Consider the following 22,235-nt stretch of genomic DNA (forward strand, 5'->3'; position numbering starts at 1 on the left):
TTCAGCGATTAATATAGAGATAATTTTACACATAGTTGAATAATAACTTATGGCTAGAAAGAACCAGCAACGAATCAGTGTACCACGCCTTGTAACTCCAATTGCACTAGCAATTGTCCTTGCAGCGTGTTCTTCTCAACCAAACGCACCAGAAAAGATTGATATTACCTTAGATCCTACGCTGTCGGCTCAAGCTTATATCGTCAAGGCGGACTCTATCCAAGGCAGCATTCAAAACGACTGGCTAATTATGGCATTGAAAGCAGCGTTAGCAGAAGGGAACACAGAACAGGCCGGCTTCTTAATAACTAGACTTGAAAAACAACAGTTATCCGAAGTACAACAGGCTGAGTGGCAACTTGCTAGAGCCAACCACCTTATATTAATGAAGCAACCAAACGAAGCGTTACAGCAGCTTAACTTCACTCAATGGTGGACACTCCCTCAAGAGCAGTGGAAAGATTACCACGCTACACGCGCTCAATTGTTTTCCCAACTTCAAGACTATATTAATGCCAGTCGCGAAACTATCCTACTTGGCAAGTATGCAGAACCAGCAGAACAAGCTGCGATTTCCGAGCAAGTATGGCGAAATCTTTCTCAATACTCTCAGTTTGAAATCAGTAGGCTGTCTGCACAGGAAGGCGAACAAGACTTAGCAGCATGGTTACAGCTCACCGTTTATATGAAAACACTCGACACAGATGTTGGTCAGCTTAAAAATGCACTAGAGACTTGGATGCTTGAAAATCCAGATCATTTAGCCGCGCTTTATATACCAACGGATGTTCAAATCATACTTGATCTTGAAATCATTCAACCTAAAAGCACGGCTTTATTGTTACCTTTGTCTGGAAAATATGAAAAGCAGGCTAAATTAGTGCGCGACGGCTTTTTGATGGCACTAATGAATGATTCAAATAGAGCAGACGATGCTATTCTTACGGTCATTGATACGAATAAAGTAACAAATGAGGCGTTAGCTCAAACTTTGGACAATAAGAATATTGATTTCATCGTTGGCCCTCTGATGAAGAAAAAAATAGAAGAAGTGACAGAAACTCAAGCTCTTCGTGAACAAAAAATCCCTATGCTAGCCCTTAATATCCCTGATGAGTTAGATACAACGTTAAACACTTGCTACTTAACTTTGTCTCCGGAACAAGAAGTAGAGCAAGCAGCCAAGCATCTCTTTGCTCAAGGCTTTCAATACCCATTAATCTTGGCACCTAAAGGTACTTTAGGCACTCGCGTAGCAACTGCGTTTCAAAACGAATGGAAGAAATACAGCAACAACCTAGCCGTAGTAAGCTACTTTGGAACTAAGGCTCAGTTGCAAAAAAACATAAATTCCGTTTTTGGTATTAATGCAAGTCAAAGTCGAATCGTGCAGATGGAAAACTTAACAGGCATGGAGTTGGAACATCAAGCGAGAAGTCGAAGAGACATCGATTCAGTGTATATTGTCGCAAATAGCTCTGAACTTACGCTCATCAAACCATTTATCGAGGTTGCGATTAACCCGGAAGCCAAGCCACCTAAGCTATTTGCAAATTCTAGAAGCAATAACCATGGGAAACGACAGTTTGAAGACCTATCCGGTGTTATCTTCAGTGATATTCCTATGCTAATAGAGAATAATACAGATCTACTATCACAAATAGATGAACTGTGGCCAAAACAAAGTAACGGTCAAAAGCGTTTACAGGCACTAGGAATGGACGCTTATAAATTGATCAATGAATTGCCTCAAATGAAGGTAGTACAAGATCACAAAGTACAAGGTAAAACAGGTACACTGAGCATAGATGAACAATGCGTCGTACAACGAGAGATCAGTTGGGCGGAGCATGACGCTCTTTAATAAAAGAGAGATCGGGAACAAGTATGAGGCCTTGGCGAATCAATACCTGAGTCGCCAAGGCTTAAATTTAATAGAACATAATTTCACCACCAAATTTGGCGAAATTGACCTAATAATGCGAGACAAAGACACAACCGTCTTTGTTGAGGTGAAATACCGAAAACATAACAAATTTGGCGACGCTGCTGAGTTCGTCAACCACTCTAAGCGTCTTAAACTCATTAAGACTGCTTACGTGTGGTTAAGTCGCCAAAATCGCTCACCTCATTCAACTAGTTTTAGATTTGATGTTGTTGCTATTCATCAAGATGGAACAGACATTAATTGGATAAAGAACGCTATAACGCAGGATTAACATAACCATGCAAGAAAGTATCAAAGCAAGTTTTACCGAGAGTATTCAGATCCAAATCGCCGCTGCTGAGGCGTTACCAGATGCGATCACTCATGCCGCGCAGGCCATGGTTACAAGCCTACTCAACGGCAATAAAATACTTTGTTGCGGTAATGGCGGTTCTGCAGCCAACGCCCAACAATTCGTTTCCTGCATGGTCAATCGCTTTGAAACAGAAAGACCAAGCTTACCTGCAATGGCTCTCACCGCAGATAATACGACCTTAACGGCTGTCGCAAATGACTATGACTACCAACAAATTTTTTCCAATCAAGTTAGAGCCTTTGGACAAGCTGGTGATCTATTGTTGGCTATATCCACCAGCGGTAACAGTCAAAATATAGTTAAAGCGATGGAAGCGGCAGTAACACGCGATATGACGATCATTGCGCTGACAGGAAAAGATGGTGGCGAGATGGCAGGTTTACTTGGTGAGCATGATGTGGAAATTCGCATTCCCTCACATAGAACCGCGCGTATTCATGAAGTACATATGGTGACACTCCACTGCCTGTGTGATTTGATTGACCAAGTACTTTTCCCTGCTCATGAGGAATAACAACATGAAGAAAATGCGTTTTTTGCTGGTTCCACTCATCACTATTCTACTTTCTGGTTGCGCAGGTTTATTTATTGCAGGGGCAGCAACAGCGGTATATGTCGTCACTGATCCGAGAGACAGCCGCGAATTAGCAACGGATCAAAATATCTCTTTGCAAGTCGGCGCTCTTGGCAACAAAGCACCATATCAATTTAACATCCGTATCACCGCAAATACATTTAAAGGCAAAGTGCTTCTGATGGGACAAGCGGTATCTCAAGAGTTAATGAACTCTGTTGAAGCAGACGTTCGTAAAATCAAAGGCGTTAAAGTTGTCTACAACCAGATGAAAGTAAAACCTTTACTTTCCATCGGTGCGATAAGTAACGATACGTGGATAACCACTAAGGTCAAGTCAGCTATTATCGCTGACAGCGAGCTAAGAGAAATAAAAATCACCGTTTACACAGAGGATACTGAAGTCTTCTTAACAGGCTCTATGTCGCCGTATCATGCTGATAAAGCAGTTGATATTGCTAGAAATATTTCAGGGGTAAGTAAGGTTGTACGAGCATTCTATTATGGTGAAGAGCCTGATGCTAAAGACGTTCAGAAAGAACAGCAACAGGAGATCAAAGCAGAGGTGGTTGATGTTAGCGAATCTCAGGTTGATACTGCAGTATTTGAAGAGGACGTACCTTTTATCGAACCAACAGAAGAGTAATCGATACTGACTTGCTTAGACTAATTAGATACACCAGAGTCAAAAAAGCCGTTTCATATGAAACGGCTTTTTAATTATTTAACAACTCTCAAGCTTGGTCGCTTTTTAGGTGTAGGCGGATCATTATCAGGGTCATTATCAGGTTCGTTATCTCCATCAAAAGATTCAGCTAGGCCGATTATTGGTCCACTTTCTTCAATCTCAAAAGGTTCGTCAACAATGCCCTCTTCGATAGCTCCTGTATATGCATCTTCAGGTTCAAACATAGTGCCTGCGCCATTTTCTCTGGCGTATATAGCTTGAACCGCATATAAAGGAACGATAACAGAATGAGGCTTACCACCAAATCTAGCACTGAAGGTAACCGCTTCGTTACTCATTTCTAAATTACCAACGGCTCGCGGCGCTACATTCAATATAATCTGACCATCTTGAACGAACTGATCTGGTACACGTACACCGGGGAGATCGGCCTCCACAACTAAATGGGGGGTCAAATCATTATCAACCAACCACTCATAAAACGCCCTTAACATATAAGGGCGCCGAGGGGTCATATTGCTGCTATCCATATATTTCGAATCAGCCTTTACTATTGAACCAAACGCATCTCGCGTTCAGCTTCCGTTAAAGAAGCCAAAAATGAATCACGTTCAAATACACGACTCATGTATATCTTAAGCTCTTTAGAACCAGGACCAGTTAACTCGATACCGTAGGTTGGTAGACGCCACAATAATGGAGCCAAATAGCAATCAATAAGGCTAAATTCTTCACTCATGAAGTATTCATATTCAGCAAAAACAGGTCCAAGAGTCAGTAGATCATTACGTAGCTTTTGACGAGCAGATTCTGCTTGCTCAGGGCTACCAGCAACGATTTTCTTCGCTAGTGAATACCAATTACGCTCAATACGGTAGATCATTAGACGGCTATTACCACGCGCCACTGGATACACAGGCATCAGCGGTGGGTGAGGAAAGCGTTCGTCTAGATATTCCATAATGATCTTCGAGTCATAAAGTGCTAACTCGCGATCAATTAGAGTTGGTACTGACTTATACGGGTTAAGCTCAATGAGTTCATTAGGCAAATTGGCATCATCAACCAATTCGACTTCAACACTTACCCCTTTTTCAGCTAAAACGATACGAACCTGATGACTATAAAGGTCAGATGCGCTTGAAAAAAGAGTCATTACAGAACGTTTATTGGCAGCTACAGCCATCGAGAACTCCAGTACACTTACAAACAGAAAAAAGAATGGAGACTGTTGTCTCCATTACATGAAAATTAGCACGGTATGGTAGCACATTTAGTGCACATCGCGCCAATACTCTTTCTTAAGTAGAACCACGACAATGGTAAACAGAACAAGGAATCCCATCACCCACCAACCTAGGGCTTCACGCTCTAACTTCACTGGGTCACCTGAATAGTCAAGGAAGTTTACGATATCGCGTACAGCGCTATCATATTCACTTGTACTCATTTCACCGCTGCCATCTGTCTCAACACCAACAACAGATGTTTTCTCGACACCATCAATACTATGCGTCTCAACTATTGCTGTTGGGATGCCTTGAAGTTCTTCAAGTACATGTGGCATACCTACGCTTGGAAAAACAATATTGTTCACACCAAACGGACGAGATGGATCGGCGTAAAACGAACGCAAGTAGGTATATAACCAATCCGCACCACGCACACGAGCAACAAGTGATAGGTCTGGAGGTGGAGCACCAAACCATTTAGCCGCTGAATCATCGGGAATGGCATTCTCCATTAACTGACCTATTTTCGCTTCAGGATCAAACACCATATTTTGTTTCATCAGATCCAATGGAATATCCAGATCCGTAGCAACACGTTGATAACGTTGATATTGTGTTGAGTGACACCCAAAACAGTAATTCATAAATAGCTTGGCGCCATTTTGTAGAGACGCTTTATCACTAATGTCGTTATTTGCTTTATCTAAATGAACACTGCCACCGCTCGCTAGAGCCAAAGATGGTAACAATGCAAAAAGTACTACAATCCACTTCTTCATTTGAATGTCACCCTTTCTGGTAATGGTTTCGTTGCTTCACGTTTACTGTAAATGAACAGCAATACAAAGAACATGAAATATCCTAATGAGAATAAGCGAGCCAAGAACGTATACAAATCTGTAACAGGCAACGCACCTAAGACACCAAGGGCTATGAAGCTCACCGTGAATTGAGCGATGTTAAATAAGTGGAACTTACTACGATAGCGATATGAACGCACCTTGCAACGGTCTAACCATGGTAGCAAGAACAACACAATAATAGCGCCACCCATTGCGACAACACCTAATAGCTTGTCAGGCACAGCACGAAGAATCGCGTAGAATGGTGTGAAATACCATACCGGGGCAATATGCTCTGGAGTTTTTAGTGGATTTGCTGCCTCAAAGTTAGGTGGCTCAAGGAAATAGCCGCCCATTTCAGGGTTAAAAAACAACACATAACAAAACAGGAATAAGAACCCAGCAATACCAATAAAGTCTTTTACCGTTCCATAAGGATGAAATGGAATGGAATCGATAATGTCGTATTTCTTTGTGTAATACTCATGGAATTTAAATGAACTTTCGTAATCGTCGCCCATGGTTCCTTTAGGCAGTTTTGTTTCAATGCCATCTGGATTATTTGAGCCTACTTCGTGTAGTGCTAGGAGATGCAATACAATCAAAAGAAGCAGAACAATAGGTAGTGCAACAACGTGAAGTGCAAAGAAGCGATTCAATGTCACCCCAGAGATCACATAATCTCCACGAATCCACAAGGTTAAATCATCACCTATAACGGGTATCGCACCAAATAGGGAAATAATAACCTGCGCTCCCCAATAAGACATTTGTCCCCAAGGAAGTAGGTATCCCATAAAGGCTTCTGCCATCAGCACGAGGAAGATTAACATACCGAAGATCCACACTAATTCACGTGGCTTTTGGTATGAACCATAAATAAGCCCGCGGAACATATGCAGATAAATAACAATAAAGAACGCTGATGCACCTGTAGAGTGCATATAACGCAGCAGCCATCCGTAGTCGACATCGCGCATGATGTATTCTACAGAAGCGAACGCACCATCACCTGATGGTTCGTAGCTCATTGTTAACCATATACCGGTAACAAGTTGATTAACCAGCACGAGCATGGCTAACGAACCAAATAAGTACCAGAAGTTAAAGTTTTTAGGCATCGGATATTCTGACAAATGCTTTTTATACGCATTTATTGAAGGCAGACGCTTTTCAAACCACTCAGCTAATCCTTGCATTAGGCTTCTCCCTCTTCATCAACACCGATAATAATTCTGGTATCCGTCAAATACATATGCTTCGGAATAACCAAATTATAGGGTGCAGGTACACCTTGGAATACTCGTCCAGCCATATCGAACTTAGAGCCGTGACATGGGCAGAAAAATCCAGAACTCACCCCTTGAACTTGCTCACTAAAACTGTCAGGTAAATAGGTTGGTGAACAACCAAGGTGGGTACATATTCCAACCGCTATGAAATACTCAGGCTTAATTGAGCGATACTCATTCTGAGCATAAGAAGGTTGTTGCTCTTCGTTTGAAGAAGGATCACTAAGTTGACTGTCAGCATCTTTCAATGCAGACACAACAGATTCAGCTCGACGAACGACCCAAACAGGTTTACCACGCCATTCGACGCGGACCATTTGGCCTTCTTCGAGTTTACTTATGTCGACTTCAACGGGCGCACCCGCTGCTTTCGCTTTTTCACTTGGGTTCCAAGATTTAATAAAAGGAACAGCTACGGCTGCAGCTCCCAAACCACCAACAACAGCTGTTGTTGCAGTTAAGAAGCGCCTACGTCCACTGTTTAAAGGCGCATTGCTCATATCCAGCATATCTCCCATTTGCCCAACTTTATCATTATGCTTTGAGTAGGGCATGGCTAACAGAAATTAAAATTATTGTATTTATAACGGTGCATGATAAGTAAATTTACACCTTTTGTTAACATTTATAACAAAAATTCGCTCATTGGTTCACAAAAAACTGAATAGATTCAAGATCTAGCTATGAATTAATATCACGTTAGTGTTTTGTCTCACAGTTGTTGTATTTAACCTGAGCCCCCAACAGTGAGTATTATTCCTCTAAATGAATCAAGGCAGACACTTCAATGTCAATTGTTTTGTCATTATCACGGCACATTAATGAAGGCATTGGGAGCTATCACAAACGAACTTAACGCGAGAAGGATGAAAAGTGCGTGATTGAAATAGGTCGCTTATCCTTCGTTAAGGTTATTGAATTGAACTTTGAGTAATGAACCAATGATGTTGTAAACGAATATTCAGCACGAAATAACTGAATTTTTGATACAAAAAAGCTCGGTATAAAACCGAGCTTTTGGTGCCACAATTCGGCCGAAGCCTGAACGTAAAATCCCGAAGGAAGATTAACGCTTTGAGAACTGTGGGCGACGACGTGCTTTACGTAGACCGACTTTCTTACGCTCAACTTTACGTGCATCACGAGTAACATAACCCGCAGCGCGTAGAGTAGGACGTAATGTTTCATCGAGCTCCATAAGAGCACGAGTAATGCCGTGACGGATCGCGCCAGCTTGACCAGAAATACCACCACCTTTAACAGTGATGTAAAGATCCAGTTTTTCTAACATATCAACTAACTCAAGTGGTTGACGAACAACCATACGAGAAGTTTCACGACCAAAGTAAACATCAAGGCTACGCTTGTTGATTACGATGTTACCACTGCCTGGTTTAATGAAAACGCGAGCAGCTGAGCTTTTGCGACGACCAGTGCCGTAGTATTGATTCTCTGCCATTGTCATAATCCCCGATTAGATGTCTAATACTGTTGGTTGTTGAGCAATATGGTTATGCTCAGTACCAGCGTAAACTTTTAGCTTACGGTACATAGCACGGCCAAGAGGACCACGTGGCAACATACCTTTAACAGCAAGTTCAAGAACCATCTCTGGTTTCTTATCAATCAATTTTTCGAAAGTAATTGATTTTAGACCACCAGGGAACTCAGAGTGACGGTAATACACTTTACCTTTAGCTTTGTTACCAGTTACGGCAACTTTCTCAGCGTTGATAACGATGATGTAATCACCAGTATCTACGTGAGGTGTGTATTCAGCTTTATGCTTGCCACGAAGGCGAGACGCAATTTCACTTGCAAGACGACCAAGAGTTTTACCTTCAGCGTCTACAACATACCAGTCACGTTTTACTGTAGCTGGTTTAGCAACGAAAGTTTTCATGCTAATAATAACCCGTTAATTAAATATTACACACAAGGAGTAGTTATACTCCCACTGTCTAAGAGCCCATATCATCACCCCTTCGAGTGTTGGCACTCTCGGCCATATTTTGGAAAAAATAGACCTGCAGTAACGGTGGGTCGCAGGATTATAGAGAAGTGTGAGGAAAAAATCATCTTTTTTGTGACTAAACATCAAAAAAAGCACAGAACACTCTTAACGGCCTTTTAAGCTAAATGTTCTTTGGCCAAATAATCATGGCTTTGCATCTCAACTAAACGAGATAAACAACGTCTGAATTCGAACGCCAATTGGCCTGAAGAGTAGAGATTATCCATGTCTACTTCAGCAGAGATTATCAGCTTGACGTTTCTTTCATAAAACTCATCCACTAACGCAATAAATCGTCTCGCGGCATCATCAAGTTGAGCATTCATTGCAACCATACCGGACAACAACACGGTGTGATAAATACGTGACATCTCAATATAATCATTCTGGCTTCGACTTGTCTGACACAACTGCTCAAACGTAACGAATAGCACACCGTCGCAAGCTCGTCTGACCGGGATATTCCTATGATTGATTTCGATTTCAAAAAGAGTATTTTTACAGTCGGTCGTCAACTGTCCATAATATCTATTCAGATTATTTTCAGCCACATCATCAAGAGGATAATGGTAGATCTCCGCTTGCTCTAAGGTTCTTAATCGGTAATCCACACCACTATCGACGTTCACAATTTGACAATGTTTTTCAATCAAATCGATTGCAGGTAAGAAGCGAGCTCGTTGCAATCCATTTCGATACAAATCTTGAGGTGGGATATTTGAGGTTGCCACTAAAACAATCCCTCTTCTAAACAACGCTTGAAATAGTGTCCCTAAAATCATTGCATCAGTAATATCTGAAACAAAAAACTCGTCGAAACAGATAATATCGGTGTCAGATTTAAATATGTCCGCAACCCTCTCAAGTGGGTCCGAGACGTCAGATAGATTTTTCATCTCATCGTGAACACGTAACATAAAACGATGAAAGTGCACCCTCATTACTCTAGAGTCTGACATTGTCTCGCAAAAAGTATCCATCAAGTAGGTCTTTCCTCGACCTACGCCTCCCCACATATAAATACCTTGCGGCAGTGTTGGCGGTTCGTTCTTTTTTCCGATTAAACGTTGCAGTCTGCTCAATTGCGGTTTTGGGCTTTCCAAGTAATCTTTATAAAGATAAAAAAGTTGGTCAAGTTGTTGTACAGCGTTGCTTTGCGCCGCATCTTTTTGAAAACCGAACTCTTCAATATCCTTTCTATACTTCTCTATTGGCGTCATCTACTTCGCTACCTAAAACTATTACTTGTTATACAAAACACTATTCTATTACGTATCTTCTTTATCCAATCGCATACTCATAGTAACATGAGAAATAAGCGTGCGTAATTCGTATGTAAACAATATGTTATCCCCGACTATTTAGAAAGGAGCTGTTATGCCTTGGATTTACGGACTTGTAGGCCTTCTCGTAGGGGCGATTTTGGGTATTGTCATTTCGCGAATCAAAACCCCTCAGTACAAAAAACATCAACAAATGAAAAAGGAACTCGCGACAACCAAGTTCGAACTGGAGCAACAACGACAAGAATTGACTGACCATTTTTCACAAACGGCTGAACTACTTGATGTATTAGGAAAAGATTACACCAAACTGTATCAGCATATGGCGAATACATCTTCGGAATTGCTGGCTAACGTACCTGAACAAGACCAACCTTTTGCCAATAAACTCACCCAAACAGTATCGGGCTCAGAACAAGAGACCAATATACAACCTAAAGATTACGCTAAGGGTGCAACGGGGTTACTGACACCAGAGAAGAAAGAAATAATTGAAGCTCCAGAAGCCGTCAAAGCGTCTAATTAATTGTCGTCTAATATTCACGGTAATTTTATTTCGTGTTTAATTTGAACTAGAGTCAAGTTTTTGAGTCATAAACTCCATAACAATAAAGAGGAGTAAACGATGAAAAAATCTATGCTTGCCTTAAGTGTATTGGCTCTAAGTTTAAACACTGTCATCACCCCAGCACCTGCTTTTGCAGCACTTCCCCTCAGTGTAGGGAATGAACAATTACCGAGTCTTGCTCCAATGTTAGAACATGTTACTCCGGCCGTTGTTAGTATTGCTGTAGAAGGAAAACAAACGTCGAAGCAGCAACTACCGGAATCCTTTCGGTTTTTCTTCGGTCCCGATTTCCCATCAGAACAACTTCAAGAACGTCCGTTTAGAGGATTAGGCTCAGGTGTCATTGTTGACGCGAAAAAAGGTTATATCGTTACCAATTACCATGTCATTAATGGCGCTGACGAAATTAAAGTCAAACTGCATGACGGTAGAGAGTATGACGCCGAACTTGTCGGCGGTGACCAGATGTCCGATATCGCACTGCTAAAACTAGAATCTACCAAAAACCTTACGCAGATTAAGGTTGCCGATTCAGATAAACTTCGAGTTGGTGATTTTAGCGTCGCGATAGGCAACCCGTTTGGTCTCGGTCAAACCGTTACATCAGGTATCGTTTCAGCTCTTGGCAGAAGCGGATTGAACATTGAAAACTTCGAAAACTTCATTCAAACCGACGCCGCAATTAACAGCGGTAATTCTGGTGGTGCATTAGTTAACCTACGTGGCGAGCTTATCGGTATCAATACAGCAATTTTGGGTCCTAATGGTGGCAATATAGGTATCGGCTTTGCGATTCCTTCCAATATGGTTATTAATCTCACTGATCAAATTCTAGAGTTTGGAGAGGTTAAACGCGGCATGTTGGGCGTTCAAGGTGGGGAAGTGACGTCAGAGTTAGCTGAAGCTCTGGGTTATGAGGCGAGTAAAGGCGCATTTATTAGCCAGGTCGTTCCGGATAGTGCCGCCGACAAAGCGGGTTTAGAAGCAGGAGATATCATTGTCAAAATCAATGGCAAGGAAATTAAAACCTTTAGTGGGCTTAGAGCCAAGGTTGCTACGCTTGGGGCAGGAAAAGAGATAACCCTTAGTGTGATTCGCGACGGTAAAGAGAAAAAATTCGACGTAACGCTCGGAGAAGCCTCTGATAGCAAAACCAAGGCAGAAACCTTACACGACGGCCTTAAAGGTGCTGAACTTGCTAACACAACGACAGATGACACGGTTGAAGGTATAAAAGTAAGTTCGGTTGAGAAAGGGTCTTCTGCAGAGGCGTTCCAACTTCAACTTGGTGATATCATTGTCGGCGTAAACCGTCAACGAGTGCACAACCTTGGTGAATTAAGAACCGTATTAGAACAAAAACCAAACGTACTCGCACTCAACGTTCAACGTGGCGACCGTACCATATACTTAGTCGTCCGATAACGAAGTACTCTTCGTCAATCCTAGCGGGAAGGTTACTTTGTAATCTTCCCTTTCTTTTACAAACACCTATCTGTATCCTTATCTTTTACGATTTATCTTACCTATACTTAAATATCGTGGTTGTGCTTTTACAGCATTAGGGGATACATGCTGAATTTTTTGTTACGTTCTGTTGGTTTAGGCTTAGTAACTGCGTTGATTGTTTTACTCGCCGTACCCTCACTAAGATCGAATATTATTCCAGAAAATATTGTTGATAACGTGAGTGCTTTTCAAGAGCTTCGAGTTTCATTCAGTGATGCAGTTCTCCGAGCGGCGCCTGCTGTCGTCAATATCTATAGCAGAAAATACACGGCGGAAGATCGCACTACATTAAAAACTCAGGGCCTTGGATCGGGCGTTATTGTTAGCGACAAAGGCTACATCATTACTAACTTCCACGTGATAGCAAAAGCCGATCAGATTATCGTCGCACTGCAAGATGGCCGAATAGCGAACGCGCAACTTGTTGGCAAAGACCGTCGTACCGATATCGCTATATTGCGTATTGAAATGACAGAGTTACCGACAATACCGCTTAATTCAGACTATGATGCTCATGTAGGTGATATCGTATTGGCGATAGGTAACCCTTATAATCTAGGTCAAACCACCACCTTCGGTATTATCTCAGCGACTGGGCGTTCTTCTATCAGCGCCGATGGTAGACAAGCCTTCATTCAAACCGATGCAGCAATCAACCAAGGTAATTCTGGTGGTGCTTTGGTTAATACCTATGGTGAGTTGGTTGGTATTAATACCGCGTCGTTCCAACAGGCGACCGACCTGGAAACCTACGGAATCTCCTTTGCAATCCCTTACGCCTTGGCAGATCGTATTATGCAAAAAATCATTGCTGATGGACGAGTTATTCGAGGTTACATCGGAGCTGATGGTCAAGATGTTAATACGATGACATCACGGTTATTAGGTGGCGATTACGTTGGGGCCATTATAATCTTGGGCATCGCCCCCGGAGGTCCCGCGGCAGATGCAGGTTTACTGAAGAACGATGTTCTTCTGAGTATCAATGAACAAACCATCCATGGTCGCCAAAGTGTAATGGACATCGTGGCCGATCTTCGACCAGGAACCACCGTTAATGTGACCATCCTTAGAGATGGCAAAACGCTTTCCATTCCGATTATAGTTGGCGAATCAACTGACCCAGAATAAAAGTGTAATACTAGTTACATTAATTATGTGTTCGAAATGAACTCGATTTCACAAACCGATTAAGACGTCCTTGTTCGCTTAGCAAAGGCCATCCATGCCCTTTGCTGTCTGCTCTATCGAATACATTTCATCTGATAAGTTGTTTAGTGTGACCCGTCGGTCATCGTTCTCTTCATGAAAAGACACCAACAAAAAGCCCAACTCGACGAGTTGGGCTTTTTTAATCTTCATCTGTCGCTTAAGGGTTATTCTTCAGGGCTAGATGTTTCTACTGTTGGCCCTATTTCAATTTCGATATTGGTCACACGCTGAAGGCCCCTAGGTAACAAGTTACCTCTGCGTCCCCTTTCCCCTTTGAAATTTTCAAGATCGGCTGGTTTCAGACCCAACTTACGTTTCCCAGCATGAAGCGTAACCTTTGCTCCCTGAGGTAAAGCGATTAAATGAGAAACAATCTCTTCTCTAACTTTCGCTTTTGCCGCAGGAATATTGATTATCTTGTTACCCTTACCTTTGCCCAACTGAGGTAAGTCCTTAATTGGGAAGATCAACATTCTACCTTGGTTGGTTATTGCCAATATGTCATCTTCATCAAGGTTGCTCACAGGTTTCGGCGTCAACACCTCAGAATTCGTCGGCAGGCTAACCAATGCCTTACCACTGCGATTCTTAGAAAGCAGATCGGCGCCTTTACACACAAAGCCATATCCGGCATCGGAACCAACGAGCCATAGTTGCTCGTTTTCCCCCATAATAACCTGACGGATAGATGTCCCTTCAGCGACATTTAAACGCCCTGTTATGGGCTCTCCTTGACTTCTAGCCGATGGTAACGAATGTGATTCCAAAGAATAGCTACGACCATCTGAGCCTAAAAATACCGCCTGTTGACTACTCTTACCGCATGCTTGTGCAAGATAACTATCGCCCGATTTATAGTTCAAATTCGCGGCATCAACATCATGGCCTTTCGCATGTCGTATCCAACCTTTGTCAGAAAGAACAACAGTAATAGGCTCACTCGGTACAAGATCTCTTTCTGTTAATGCTTTGGCTTCAGCACGCTCAATCAGCGGAGAGCGTCTGTCATCACCATACTTTTCTGCGTCCGCTTGAATCTCTTTTTTAAGCAGAGTGTTCATACGTCGCTCAGAACCGAGTAGCAGTTGTAATTTATCACGCTCTTTTTCTAAATCTGATTGCTCACCACGTATCTTCATCTCTTCTAGCTTAGCGAGATTACGAAGTTTTATATCTAAAATAGCGTCGGCTTGAATATCCGTGATAGAAAAACGTTCCATCAAGACCACTTTTGGGTGGTCTTCGGTACGAATGATATCTATCACTTCATCAAGGTTTAGGTAGGCAACCAGCAAACCTTCTAGGATGTGCAGTCGAGCAAGGATTTTATCCAAACGATACTGCAACCTGCGACGTACGGTTAAACGACGAAACTCTATCCATTCAGACAGTATCTGCACTAACCCTTTAACTTGTGGACGATTGTCTAAACCAATCATGTTCAAGTTTACTCGGAAGTTTTTTTCTAGATCTGTTGAGGCGAAAAGGTGGTTCATCAGTTGATCACAATCAACTCGGTTTGAGCGAGGTACAATGACGATTCGTGTCGGATTTTCATGGTCAGACTCATCTCTGAGATCATCCACCATTGGCAATTTTTTGGCTCGCATTTGAGCCGCTATTTGTTCCAACAATTTGGAACCAGAAACTTGATGAGGTAACGCTGTAATGACGACATCGGAAGCTTCTTTATGCCAAACTGCACGCATCTTAATGCTACCACGGCCTGTCTTATATATTTTTTGAATATCGCTACTAGGAGAGATGATTTCCGCTTCTGTCGGGTAATCAGGTCCTTTTACGTAATCCATTATCTCTAGCAGTTCAGCTTTTGGGTTTTCTAATATATGTATAGCTGCATTGGCTACTTCACGAACGTTATGAGGCGGAATATCTGTCGCCATCCCCACGGCAATACCGGTGATACCATTAAGCAAAATATGTGGTAATCGAGCAGGCAACATTAATGGTTCTTTCATTGTACCATCAAAGTTTGGCTGCCAGTCCACGGTACCTTGACCTAACTCACCTAATAAAACTTCTGCGAATTTAGATAATTTTGACTCGGTATAACGCATCGCCGCAAAGGATTTTGGATCATCCGGTGCCCCCCAGTTACCCTGCCCATCAACTAATGGATATCGGTAAGTAAAGGGTTGTGCCATCAATACCATCGCTTCGTAACACGCTGAATCCCCGTGAGGGTGGTACTTACCGAGTACATCACCAACAGTACGAGCTGATTTTTTATATTTGGCGGAAGCAGATAGCCCTAACTCGGACATGGCAAAAATAATACGTCTTTGAACCGGTTTTAATCCATCACCGATATAAGGCAATGCCCGATCCATAATCACGTACATAGAATAATTCAGATACGCATCTTCCGTAAACTTGCGCATCGGCATTTGCTCAATGCCTTCATAGGTTATTTCATTGGACATCTTTCTAAACCTCTGCTAAATCGCCGTTGCTTTGCAACCAAGTACGGCGGTCATCCGCTCTCTTTTTACCTAGTAACATGTCTAACATTTCGTCGGTAAGATCATCATCGTCAATGGTAAGTTGCACCAAACGACGAGTATTAGGATCCATTGTAGTTTCACGAAGTTGCAGTGGGTTCATCTCACCCAGACCTTTAAATCGTTGCACGTTTATCTTCGCTTTTTTCTTGCTTAATCGCTCTAGAATGCCTTCTTTTTCTTGCTCATCGAGTGCGTAGAAAACCTCTTTGCCACAGTCAATTCGAAACAGTGGAGGCATGGCAACATAGACATGGCCGTGAGCAACTAAGGATCTAAAATGACGAGTAAACAAAGCACAAAGCAACGTAGCAATGTGAAGTCCATCGGAATCCGCATCCGCTAAGATACATACCTTGCCATAGCGTAACGTTTCAAGGCTATCCGTATCCGGGTCTATACCCAATGCGACGGAAATATCGTGAACCTCTTGAGACGCCAAAACCTGATCGGCTGAGACTTCCCACGTATTCAATATTTTGCCTCGAAGCGGCATGATAGCTTGGAACTCACGATCTCTCGCCTGTTTTGCTGAACCACCGGCAGAGTCCCCTTCCACAAAAAATATCTCAGTACGACTTAAATCTTGTACGGAACAATCGGTAAGTTTCCCCGGCAACGCTGGGCCGGAAGCGACTTTCTTACGTACCACTTTTTTGCTGGCACGCATACGTCGATGCGCATTCGAGATGCACATTTCAGCCATTAATTCAGCTAATTGAGGGCGTTCATTGAGCCATAGGCTAAAAGAGTCTTTAACCACACCAGAAACAAATGCAGCACATTGACGAGACGACAAACGCTCTTTTGTTTGCCCTGCAAATTGAGGGTCTTGCATTTTTATTGACAACACATATGAACAGCGGTCAAAAACATCATCACCGGTTAGCTTTACGCCACGAGGAAGCAAGTTACGGAATTCACAAAATTCACGCATTGCATCCAACAACCCTTGGCGTAATCCGTTTACATGAGTACCACCTAGAGGCGTTGGTATCAGGTTCACATAGCTTTCTGTGATGAGGTCGCCGCCTTCAGGTTGCCAGATTAAGGCCCAACTCGCGCCTTCTGTTTCTGCTTTAAATTCACCCGTGAGTGGTGATTCAGGTAGTAAGGTATAACCTTTAACACCTTCAACAAGGTAATCTTTAAGACCATCTTCATACAGCCATTGATGTACATTGCCGCTAATTTTATCTGTAAATTCAATCTCTAGCCCGGGACAAAGCACAGCCTTCGCACGAAGATTATTAATAAGTCGAGTGGCAGAAAAGTTACCTGAATCAAAATATTTTGGTTCAGGCCAAAAATGCACGCTAGTACCACTATTTCGGCGACCACACGTCCCAGTAACCGCTAAATCAGACACCTTGTCACCATGCTCGAAGGCAATTTCATACACCTGTCCATCACGCCGAACGGTAACATCAACTCGCTTAGAGAGTGCATTAACAACCGAGATACCAACACCGTGCAAACCACCGGAGAATTGATAGCTTTTGTTAGAAAACTTACCACCTGCGTGAAGCTTACAAAATATCAACTCTACGCCAGATATTTTCTCTTCGGGGTGAATGTCCACAGGCATGCCTCGCCCATCATCAATAACTTCTAATGATTGGTCAGCATGAAGAATAACTTGCACTTTGGATGCATGGCCAGCCAGTGCCTCATCGACACTATTATCGATAACTTCCTGACCTAAGTGGTTAGGGCGCACGGTATCTGTATACATCCCTGGTCGGCGACGTACCGGCTCTAGGCCATTAAGAACTTCAATGGCCCCAGCATTATATTGTTCAGTCATAATACGGAAATAGTCTTATAAGTTTAGGGGTACTTTGCCGTGAAAACACCACGTTTTGAATTCAATTCGTAACAACCCGCTACTAACGGTGTTTTAGATATAAAAACGTTGGGTTCACGCAGAGTAAATACAAGGGAACATAGTCTGGAACAAGGGCTCCGTTGTCAAGCGCATTGCTCACGGGTTAGAAATTTTATGACATTTCCCGCATGAATATAGGTAATTAAAGCTCTAAAAATGCAATTATTTGTTCTGGATATCGGTCAAAGCCAACGAAACTATGATCGCCACCTTTTTCTACTGTTTGCTTGGAGCCAGAAAATTTCTCTACCGCCTGACGAAAATCTAAAACTTCATCATCTTCTTGTTGAAGTAACCAAAATTTATCTGGTTTCGCGAGTGTTAACACATCTAATTCTCTTAGTTGCTCAACATGCTTTTCTTGCAGTACATATGTCTCGTTTGTATACGGGTTAGTCTGTTCGCCTAAATAGTCTTGCAATAGTTCATAGGGTCTTACTGCAGGGTTTACAACAACGGCGGGAAAACCATAAAGACTGTTCAACCAGGTGGACATATACCCACCAAGAGAGCTGCCAACCAATCCAATGCGGTAATCGTCTTTGTATCGTCCAATGAGTTCTAACAACCGTTGTTTAGCCTGTTCCGGGAAACAAGGCATTTGAGGCGTAACGACTTTTATATCTGGTCGATTAACCTCGCAATACTGTTTTATAACATTTGCTTTCAGCGATTGAGGAGAACTATTAAAGCCATGGATATATAGCAATAATGAAGGTTTCATCAATATCCTCCTGCACTAAAATCTGGTATAAACTGACCATTTCGTAGCCGTCCAACCTTCGTTTCTAACGAGCCATCATCGAACAACTCTAATGTTCTCCACCCCGGAGTAAGGGTATCCAGTAAAAAATCTTTAGAATTTGGTTTAAACTGTACACAGGTTGAAGGCGTCGTCATCACTCGAACACCAGAGATTAACTGATTAAAATCTTGATGCACGTGTCCACCCAATATCGCTTTAACATTATTATGTTTAGACACAACGGCCCACAACATATCTGCATCATGTAGCGAATGTTGATCTATCCACTCACTACCGACAAAAACAGGGTGATGGTGGATCAGTACTAATGTATGCAAATGTGCATTATTGGCCAGTTTCTCGTCTAGATATTTTAGCTGTGAATCTGAGAGTCGACCATGAGGAACACCTTCAACTTGGCTATCAAGCAAAACAACTTGCCAATGCTCGCCTGCAAGCACATGAGTATCGGCATGAACTTGAGCGGAAGGAATAATACTGTCCATGCTCAACTTGTAATCGTGATTACCAGGCAACCAAAAGCAAGGCTTACCTAGATAAGTAATACCTTGTTCGAACCGTTGATATGAACGAATTGAATGATCCTGAGAAATGTCGCCTGTCACCAGTACCGCGTCAAACTCAATATCTTGCGTCTTTATTTCCTCAATAACCGCATGAAAACTGTCGAGAGTATTCACACCTAACAAACACCCGTCTGCTTCAGAAAACAGATGGGTATCAGTAACCTGCAAAAGTTTCATGCTGTTATTTAAGGTTGCTGATATCTTCAAAATAGTAAACCTAACTTCTTTCCTTTGAATTAAACTTTATTCTTGTTAATTTTTTATGATTATGAATTAAAACGCTTTTTATTGCCTCTATTTTGTGTGCAAAACCGCGACAAACCTGACACTAAAAAAGAGGAACGCGGCTTATGCCATGTTTTAAACAAAAAGATAGCCAGTCACTTAAAAACTGATTTAGCTGAAACTTCTCATCTTTTTGCATCATTTTTAAATTTGGGTAATCATAACGAGCTTGCACTCTAGAAATCTGTTCACTTGCACACACTTCCGCAACTCTAGCATCGTGATATAGCCTTACTGTCATCTTTGGCAATGGAAAAATGGGCTGTTGATCACACTGACTAACATCTATCAAGGTAGTGTACTTGGTTAATTCAATGACTTCTAATTGGTAGATCATCTGAGCCACTTGATAGGATCGTACATCACCGACACTCGGTTGGTTTGGCAACAGAGCGTTCAACTTAGCATAATTTGTTTCGTATACTCTCATCAACCCAGCCAAGTCTACATGATAAGGTTTCCCTGAGATTACGGTAGCCATTCGATTCTAAGTTTCTCGTGATTAAGCTCTAGCCATTGTAAGGCAACAATCGAGGCACCATTTTCAATTTTGCCTTCGGCTATTAGTGCATAGGCATCACTTCTGTTCATGACCAACGCCCGGATATCTTCATTTTCGTATTCAAGACCATATACACCTCCAGCCCCTAAAGAACTCACCTGACCAACAAATACATCCAGCTTTTCCGAGCATCCACCAGCGGAAGGGTAATAGCTCGCAACCGAGGCAATATTTGTCACCTCTAACCCCGCCTCCTCCATCGCTTCGCGGCGAACAAGCTCTTCTGTCTCTTCATCGGCATCCATTATCCCAGCAACAATCTCTAGTTGCCATGGGCTTTCATGCTCCAATGCACCGACTCGAATCTGTTCAATGAGTACAACTTCATCTCTAGCAGGATCATAAGGCAACATAGCCGCAGCATGACCGCGCTCAAATAATTCGCGTTCAACGGGCTGGCTCCAACCACCATCAAATAACTTGTGCTTAAATGTATACTTAACCATTTGAAAAAAACCTTGAAATAAGGTTTCTTTAGAAATGATTTTTACATCTTTAGAAGTAAATTGTGGCTTCATAGAGTAGTCGGTCCCATAAATTCATTATGCACAGTAATTTAATCATAGAGTAACTTTAGTGCCAATGATATGACTCAACTTTTTTAGTAAAATTTAAATAGTTTTTGAATTTGTCAGAATTTTATTGCACGAGCGTGTAATAAGTTGTAAAAAAGCATAAAGATTAGAACAAAATACCTTCAACATAGGTTAAACTCTTGAAGAATCGATCCTTAATTAAGGCAGGAACAAACAAAATGAAAAAGCTGCTTCCTTTATTTATCAGTGCTGCGCTAGGTACTACTTCTACCATCGCTCTTGCTGATGATCTTGCTGAAATCTATAATTTGGCAAAAGATAACGACCCGACACTGCGACGCTCAGCGGCCCAACGTGATGCCGCGTTTGAAGCCATCACTTCTAGTCGTGCTACTCTTTTGCCTCAAATCAATTTAACCGCTAGCTACGATATCGCACGCAGTGACTACGACGGTGCTGAAAATAACACATTGGCTGCGGGTATTAATTTTTCGCAAGAGCTTTATCAACGCTCAAGCTGGATCACTCTTGATACGGCAGAAAAATCAGCCAGACAAGCGGATGCAGCCTATGCAGCTCAACAACAAAACTTAATTCTACGTGTCTCTACAGCGTACTTTGAAGTACTTCGAGCTCAAGATAGCCTAGAGTTTGTTCGCGCCGAAAAAGCAGCGGTCGCAAGACAATTAGAACAAACAAAACAGCGTTTTGAAGTTGGCCTATCCGCTATCACTGACGTCCATGACGCACAAGCAGAATATGATACAGTGCTAGCAAACGAAGTCGTCAGCGAAAATGACCTTGTGAACAGCTATGAAGCACTTCGTGAAATAACAGGTCGCGAGCATACCGATCTTAAGGTTCTCGACACCAAAACGTTCTCGGCTAGTGAAACCCAAGAGTCCGCTCAGCAACTAATGGAACTAGCACAGACTAAAAACTTGACGCTATTAACGGCAAGAATATCGCAAGATATCGCTCGTGATTCCATCTCTTTGGCAAGCTCTGGTCACCTCCCATCATTAACATTAGATGGTGGCTACGGATATACAGACAAAAGCGAAAGCACTTTTGATTATGATGCCAATACTTTCAATGTTGGTCTGAACCTTTCTGTGCCTCTATACACCGGTGGCGACATTACATCTCAGGTTAAACAGGCCGAGTTTAACTATGTAGCCGCGAGTGAAGATTTGGAAGCGACGTATCGCAGCATCGTGACGACCGTTCGCAGTTCAAATAACAATATAAATGCAACAATTGGGACTATCCGAGCTTATGAGCAATCGGTAGTGTCGGCTAAATCCGCCCTAGAAGCGACAGAGGCTGGATTCGATGTAGGTACACGTACCATTGTTGATGTATTAGATTCCACTCGCCGTCTTTATGATGCAAACCGTAATCTTTCTGATGCTCGGTATAACTACATCATCAGCGTTCTAAATTTACGTGATGCGACAGGCACACTGAGTGAGCAAGAGATCCTAGACATTAATACCGGTCTTAAAGCATCAGAAGTCGCTAAAAAGTAAGCTTATCTGGTGGTTAGATAACATAAAAGAGGTTGGCCATGCCAACCTCTTTTTTAATCAG

The 22,235-nt window shown here is 42.3% G+C and carries 23 protein-coding genes; 8 read left to right on the forward strand and 15 right to left on the reverse strand.

What is annotated here, in order from left to right; all coding sequences use genetic code 11:
• The first annotated feature begins 49 nt into the window (after window positions 1–49).
• Genes IUZ65_RS14095 through IUZ65_RS14110 form a run of 4 tightly spaced genes read left to right on the forward strand, consistent with a single transcriptional unit; the run spans window position 50 to window position 3,523 of the window.
• Window positions 50–1,864, forward strand: a complete 1,815-nt coding sequence (locus tag IUZ65_RS14095) for a penicillin-binding protein activator (RefSeq protein ID WP_195704312.1) — start codon at window positions 50–52, stop codon at window positions 1,862–1,864.
• Window positions 1,851–2,219, forward strand: a complete 369-nt coding sequence (locus tag IUZ65_RS14100) for a YraN family protein (protein WP_195704313.1) — start codon at window positions 1,851–1,853, stop codon at window positions 2,217–2,219. The genes IUZ65_RS14095 and IUZ65_RS14100 overlap by 14 nt, the downstream gene beginning before the upstream one ends.
• A 7-nt stretch (window positions 2,220–2,226) precedes the next feature.
• Window positions 2,227–2,817 (forward strand): phosphoheptose isomerase, encoded by a 591-nt coding sequence (locus IUZ65_RS14105; protein ID WP_195704314.1) that lies wholly within the window; start codon window positions 2,227–2,229, stop codon window positions 2,815–2,817.
• A 4-nt stretch (window positions 2,818–2,821) separates the two neighbouring features.
• Window positions 2,822–3,523, forward strand: coding sequence for a BON domain-containing protein (locus tag IUZ65_RS14110; protein ID WP_195704315.1), 702 nt, complete (start codon window positions 2,822–2,824; stop codon window positions 3,521–3,523).
• A gap of 74 nt (window positions 3,524–3,597) precedes the next feature.
• On the opposite strand, the gene sspB is transcribed toward IUZ65_RS14110, so the two are convergent.
• From sspB to zapE, 8 genes are all read right to left on the reverse strand, one after another.
• Window positions 3,598–4,080: a ClpXP protease specificity-enhancing factor gene (sspB, locus tag IUZ65_RS14115; protein WP_195704316.1), complete on the reverse strand. Its 483-nt coding sequence runs from the start codon at window positions 4,078–4,080 to the stop codon at window positions 3,598–3,600.
• A gap of 35 nt (window positions 4,081–4,115) precedes the next feature.
• The gene (gene sspA, locus IUZ65_RS14120; RefSeq protein WP_195704317.1) at window positions 4,116–4,751 is read right to left on the reverse strand and encodes a stringent starvation protein SspA; all 636 of its coding nucleotides are present in this window, start codon (window positions 4,749–4,751) and stop codon (window positions 4,116–4,118) included.
• Window positions 4,752–4,838: 87 nt separating this feature from the next.
• Window positions 4,839–5,576, reverse strand: a complete 738-nt coding sequence (locus IUZ65_RS14125) for a cytochrome c1 (protein ID WP_195704318.1) — start codon at window positions 5,574–5,576, stop codon at window positions 4,839–4,841.
• The gene (locus IUZ65_RS14130; RefSeq protein ID WP_195704319.1) at window positions 5,573–6,838 is read right to left on the reverse strand and encodes a cytochrome b; all 1,266 of its coding nucleotides are present in this window, start codon (window positions 6,836–6,838) and stop codon (window positions 5,573–5,575) included. Before IUZ65_RS14130 ends, IUZ65_RS14125 begins: the two co-directional genes overlap by 4 nt.
• The gene (petA, locus tag IUZ65_RS14135; protein ID WP_195705127.1) at window positions 6,838–7,431 is read right to left on the reverse strand and encodes a ubiquinol-cytochrome c reductase iron-sulfur subunit; all 594 of its coding nucleotides are present in this window, start codon (window positions 7,429–7,431) and stop codon (window positions 6,838–6,840) included. Before petA ends, IUZ65_RS14130 begins: the two co-directional genes overlap by 1 nt.
• 566 nt (window positions 7,432–7,997) lie before the next feature.
• A complete protein-coding gene (rpsI, locus tag IUZ65_RS14140) occupies window positions 7,998–8,390 on the reverse strand; it encodes a 30S ribosomal protein S9 (RefSeq protein WP_195704320.1) in 393 nt (130 codons plus the stop codon).
• A 15-nt stretch (window positions 8,391–8,405) separates the two neighbouring features.
• On the reverse strand, window positions 8,406–8,834 hold the full coding sequence (gene rplM, locus IUZ65_RS14145; RefSeq protein ID WP_195704321.1) for a 50S ribosomal protein L13: 429 nt from the start codon (window positions 8,832–8,834) through the stop codon (window positions 8,406–8,408).
• A gap of 227 nt (window positions 8,835–9,061) precedes the next feature.
• A complete protein-coding gene (zapE, locus tag IUZ65_RS14150; RefSeq protein WP_195704322.1) occupies window positions 9,062–10,165 on the reverse strand; it encodes a cell division protein ZapE in 1,104 nt (367 codons plus the stop codon).
• A 157-nt stretch (window positions 10,166–10,322) separates the two neighbouring features.
• Here zapE and zapG point away from each other — a divergent pair, with 157 nt between their 5' ends.
• From zapG to degS, 3 genes are all read left to right on the forward strand, one after another.
• Window positions 10,323–10,754 (forward strand): Z-ring associated protein ZapG, encoded by a 432-nt coding sequence (gene zapG / locus IUZ65_RS14155; RefSeq protein WP_195704323.1) that lies wholly within the window; start codon window positions 10,323–10,325, stop codon window positions 10,752–10,754.
• A gap of 99 nt (window positions 10,755–10,853) precedes the next feature.
• Window positions 10,854–12,221 (forward strand): DegQ family serine endoprotease, encoded by a 1,368-nt coding sequence (locus IUZ65_RS14160; protein WP_195704324.1) that lies wholly within the window; start codon window positions 10,854–10,856, stop codon window positions 12,219–12,221.
• A 147-nt stretch (window positions 12,222–12,368) separates the two neighbouring features.
• Window positions 12,369–13,436, forward strand: coding sequence for an outer membrane-stress sensor serine endopeptidase DegS (degS, locus tag IUZ65_RS14165; protein WP_195704325.1), 1,068 nt, complete (start codon window positions 12,369–12,371; stop codon window positions 13,434–13,436).
• Between the two features lie 78 nt (window positions 13,437–13,514).
• Here degS and IUZ65_RS14170 read toward each other — a convergent pair whose 3' ends face one another.
• The 7 genes from IUZ65_RS14170 to nudF form a co-directional block, all read right to left on the reverse strand.
• Window positions 13,515–13,667 carry a hypothetical protein gene (locus IUZ65_RS14170; RefSeq protein ID WP_195704326.1) on the reverse strand — a complete coding sequence of 51 codons (153 nt, stop codon included), beginning with the start codon at window positions 13,665–13,667 and terminating at the stop codon, window positions 13,515–13,517.
• 14 nt (window positions 13,668–13,681) lie between these two features.
• Window positions 13,682–15,961 (reverse strand): DNA topoisomerase IV subunit A, encoded by a 2,280-nt coding sequence (parC, locus tag IUZ65_RS14175; protein ID WP_195704327.1) that lies wholly within the window; start codon window positions 15,959–15,961, stop codon window positions 13,682–13,684.
• 4 nt (window positions 15,962–15,965) lie between these two features.
• Window positions 15,966–17,846 (reverse strand): DNA topoisomerase IV subunit B, encoded by a 1,881-nt coding sequence (gene parE / locus IUZ65_RS14180; protein WP_195704328.1) that lies wholly within the window; start codon window positions 17,844–17,846, stop codon window positions 15,966–15,968.
• Window positions 17,847–18,069: 223 nt separating this feature from the next.
• Window positions 18,070–18,654 (reverse strand): esterase YqiA, encoded by a 585-nt coding sequence (yqiA, locus tag IUZ65_RS14185; RefSeq protein ID WP_195704329.1) that lies wholly within the window; start codon window positions 18,652–18,654, stop codon window positions 18,070–18,072.
• The gene (cpdA, locus tag IUZ65_RS14190) at window positions 18,651–19,466 is read right to left on the reverse strand and encodes a 3',5'-cyclic-AMP phosphodiesterase (RefSeq protein WP_195704330.1); all 816 of its coding nucleotides are present in this window, start codon (window positions 19,464–19,466) and stop codon (window positions 18,651–18,653) included. The genes yqiA and cpdA overlap by 4 nt, the downstream gene beginning before the upstream one ends.
• Before the next feature lie 121 nt (window positions 19,467–19,587).
• On the reverse strand, window positions 19,588–20,025 hold the full coding sequence (locus IUZ65_RS14195) for a DUF1249 family protein (protein WP_195704331.1): 438 nt from the start codon (window positions 20,023–20,025) through the stop codon (window positions 19,588–19,590).
• Window positions 20,013–20,624: an ADP-ribose diphosphatase gene (gene nudF, locus IUZ65_RS14200; RefSeq protein ID WP_195704332.1), complete on the reverse strand. Its 612-nt coding sequence runs from the start codon at window positions 20,622–20,624 to the stop codon at window positions 20,013–20,015. The genes IUZ65_RS14195 and nudF overlap by 13 nt, the downstream gene beginning before the upstream one ends.
• Before the next feature lie 236 nt (window positions 20,625–20,860).
• Here nudF and tolC point away from each other — a divergent pair, with 236 nt between their 5' ends.
• Window positions 20,861–22,174, forward strand: a complete 1,314-nt coding sequence (gene tolC, locus IUZ65_RS14205) for an outer membrane channel protein TolC (RefSeq protein WP_195704333.1) — start codon at window positions 20,861–20,863, stop codon at window positions 22,172–22,174.
• Window positions 22,175–22,235: the final 61 nt, after the last annotated feature.

The organism is Vibrio sp. VB16 (assembly GCF_015594925.2).
GTDB lineage: Bacteria > Pseudomonadota > Gammaproteobacteria > Enterobacterales > Vibrionaceae > Vibrio.

Bases quoted from the DNA above. Each gene is read 5' to 3' on its own strand.
- IUZ65_RS14095 (WP_195704312.1), top strand. From the start codon at position 50: ATGGCTAGAAAGAACCAGCAACGAATCAGTGTACCACGCCTTGTAACT.
- IUZ65_RS14100 (WP_195704313.1), top strand. From the start codon at position 1,851: ATGACGCTCTTTAATAAAAGAGAGATCGGGAACAAGTATGAGGCCTTG.
- IUZ65_RS14105 (WP_195704314.1), top strand. From the start codon at position 2,227: ATGCAAGAAAGTATCAAAGCAAGTTTTACCGAGAGTATTCAGATCCAA.
- IUZ65_RS14110 (WP_195704315.1), top strand. From the start codon at position 2,822: ATGAAGAAAATGCGTTTTTTGCTGGTTCCACTCATCACTATTCTACTT.
- sspB (WP_195704316.1), bottom strand. From the start codon at position 4,080: ATGACCCCTCGGCGCCCTTATATGTTAAGGGCGTTTTATGAGTGGTTG.
- sspA (WP_195704317.1), bottom strand. From the start codon at position 4,751: ATGGCTGTAGCTGCCAATAAACGTTCTGTAATGACTCTTTTTTCAAGC.
- IUZ65_RS14125 (WP_195704318.1), bottom strand. From the start codon at position 5,576: ATGAAGAAGTGGATTGTAGTACTTTTTGCATTGTTACCATCTTTGGCT.
- IUZ65_RS14130 (WP_195704319.1), bottom strand. From the start codon at position 6,838: ATGCAAGGATTAGCTGAGTGGTTTGAAAAGCGTCTGCCTTCAATAAAT.
- petA (WP_195705127.1), bottom strand. From the start codon at position 7,431: ATGAGCAATGCGCCTTTAAACAGTGGACGTAGGCGCTTCTTAACTGCA.
- rpsI (WP_195704320.1), bottom strand. From the start codon at position 8,390: ATGGCAGAGAATCAATACTACGGCACTGGTCGTCGCAAAAGCTCAGCT.
- rplM (WP_195704321.1), bottom strand. From the start codon at position 8,834: ATGAAAACTTTCGTTGCTAAACCAGCTACAGTAAAACGTGACTGGTAT.
- zapE (WP_195704322.1), bottom strand. From the start codon at position 10,165: ATGACGCCAATAGAGAAGTATAGAAAGGATATTGAAGAGTTCGGTTTT.
- zapG (WP_195704323.1), top strand. From the start codon at position 10,323: ATGCCTTGGATTTACGGACTTGTAGGCCTTCTCGTAGGGGCGATTTTG.
- IUZ65_RS14160 (WP_195704324.1), top strand. From the start codon at position 10,854: ATGAAAAAATCTATGCTTGCCTTAAGTGTATTGGCTCTAAGTTTAAAC.
- degS (WP_195704325.1), top strand. From the start codon at position 12,369: ATGCTGAATTTTTTGTTACGTTCTGTTGGTTTAGGCTTAGTAACTGCG.
- IUZ65_RS14170 (WP_195704326.1), bottom strand. From the start codon at position 13,667: ATGAAGATTAAAAAAGCCCAACTCGTCGAGTTGGGCTTTTTGTTGGTG.
- parC (WP_195704327.1), bottom strand. From the start codon at position 15,961: ATGTCCAATGAAATAACCTATGAAGGCATTGAGCAAATGCCGATGCGC.
- parE (WP_195704328.1), bottom strand. From the start codon at position 17,846: ATGACTGAACAATATAATGCTGGGGCCATTGAAGTTCTTAATGGCCTA.
- IUZ65_RS14195 (WP_195704331.1), bottom strand. From the start codon at position 20,025: ATGGCTACCGTAATCTCAGGGAAACCTTATCATGTAGACTTGGCTGGG.
- nudF (WP_195704332.1), bottom strand. From the start codon at position 20,624: ATGAAGCCACAATTTACTTCTAAAGATGTAAAAATCATTTCTAAAGAA.
- tolC (WP_195704333.1), top strand. From the start codon at position 20,861: ATGAAAAAGCTGCTTCCTTTATTTATCAGTGCTGCGCTAGGTACTACT.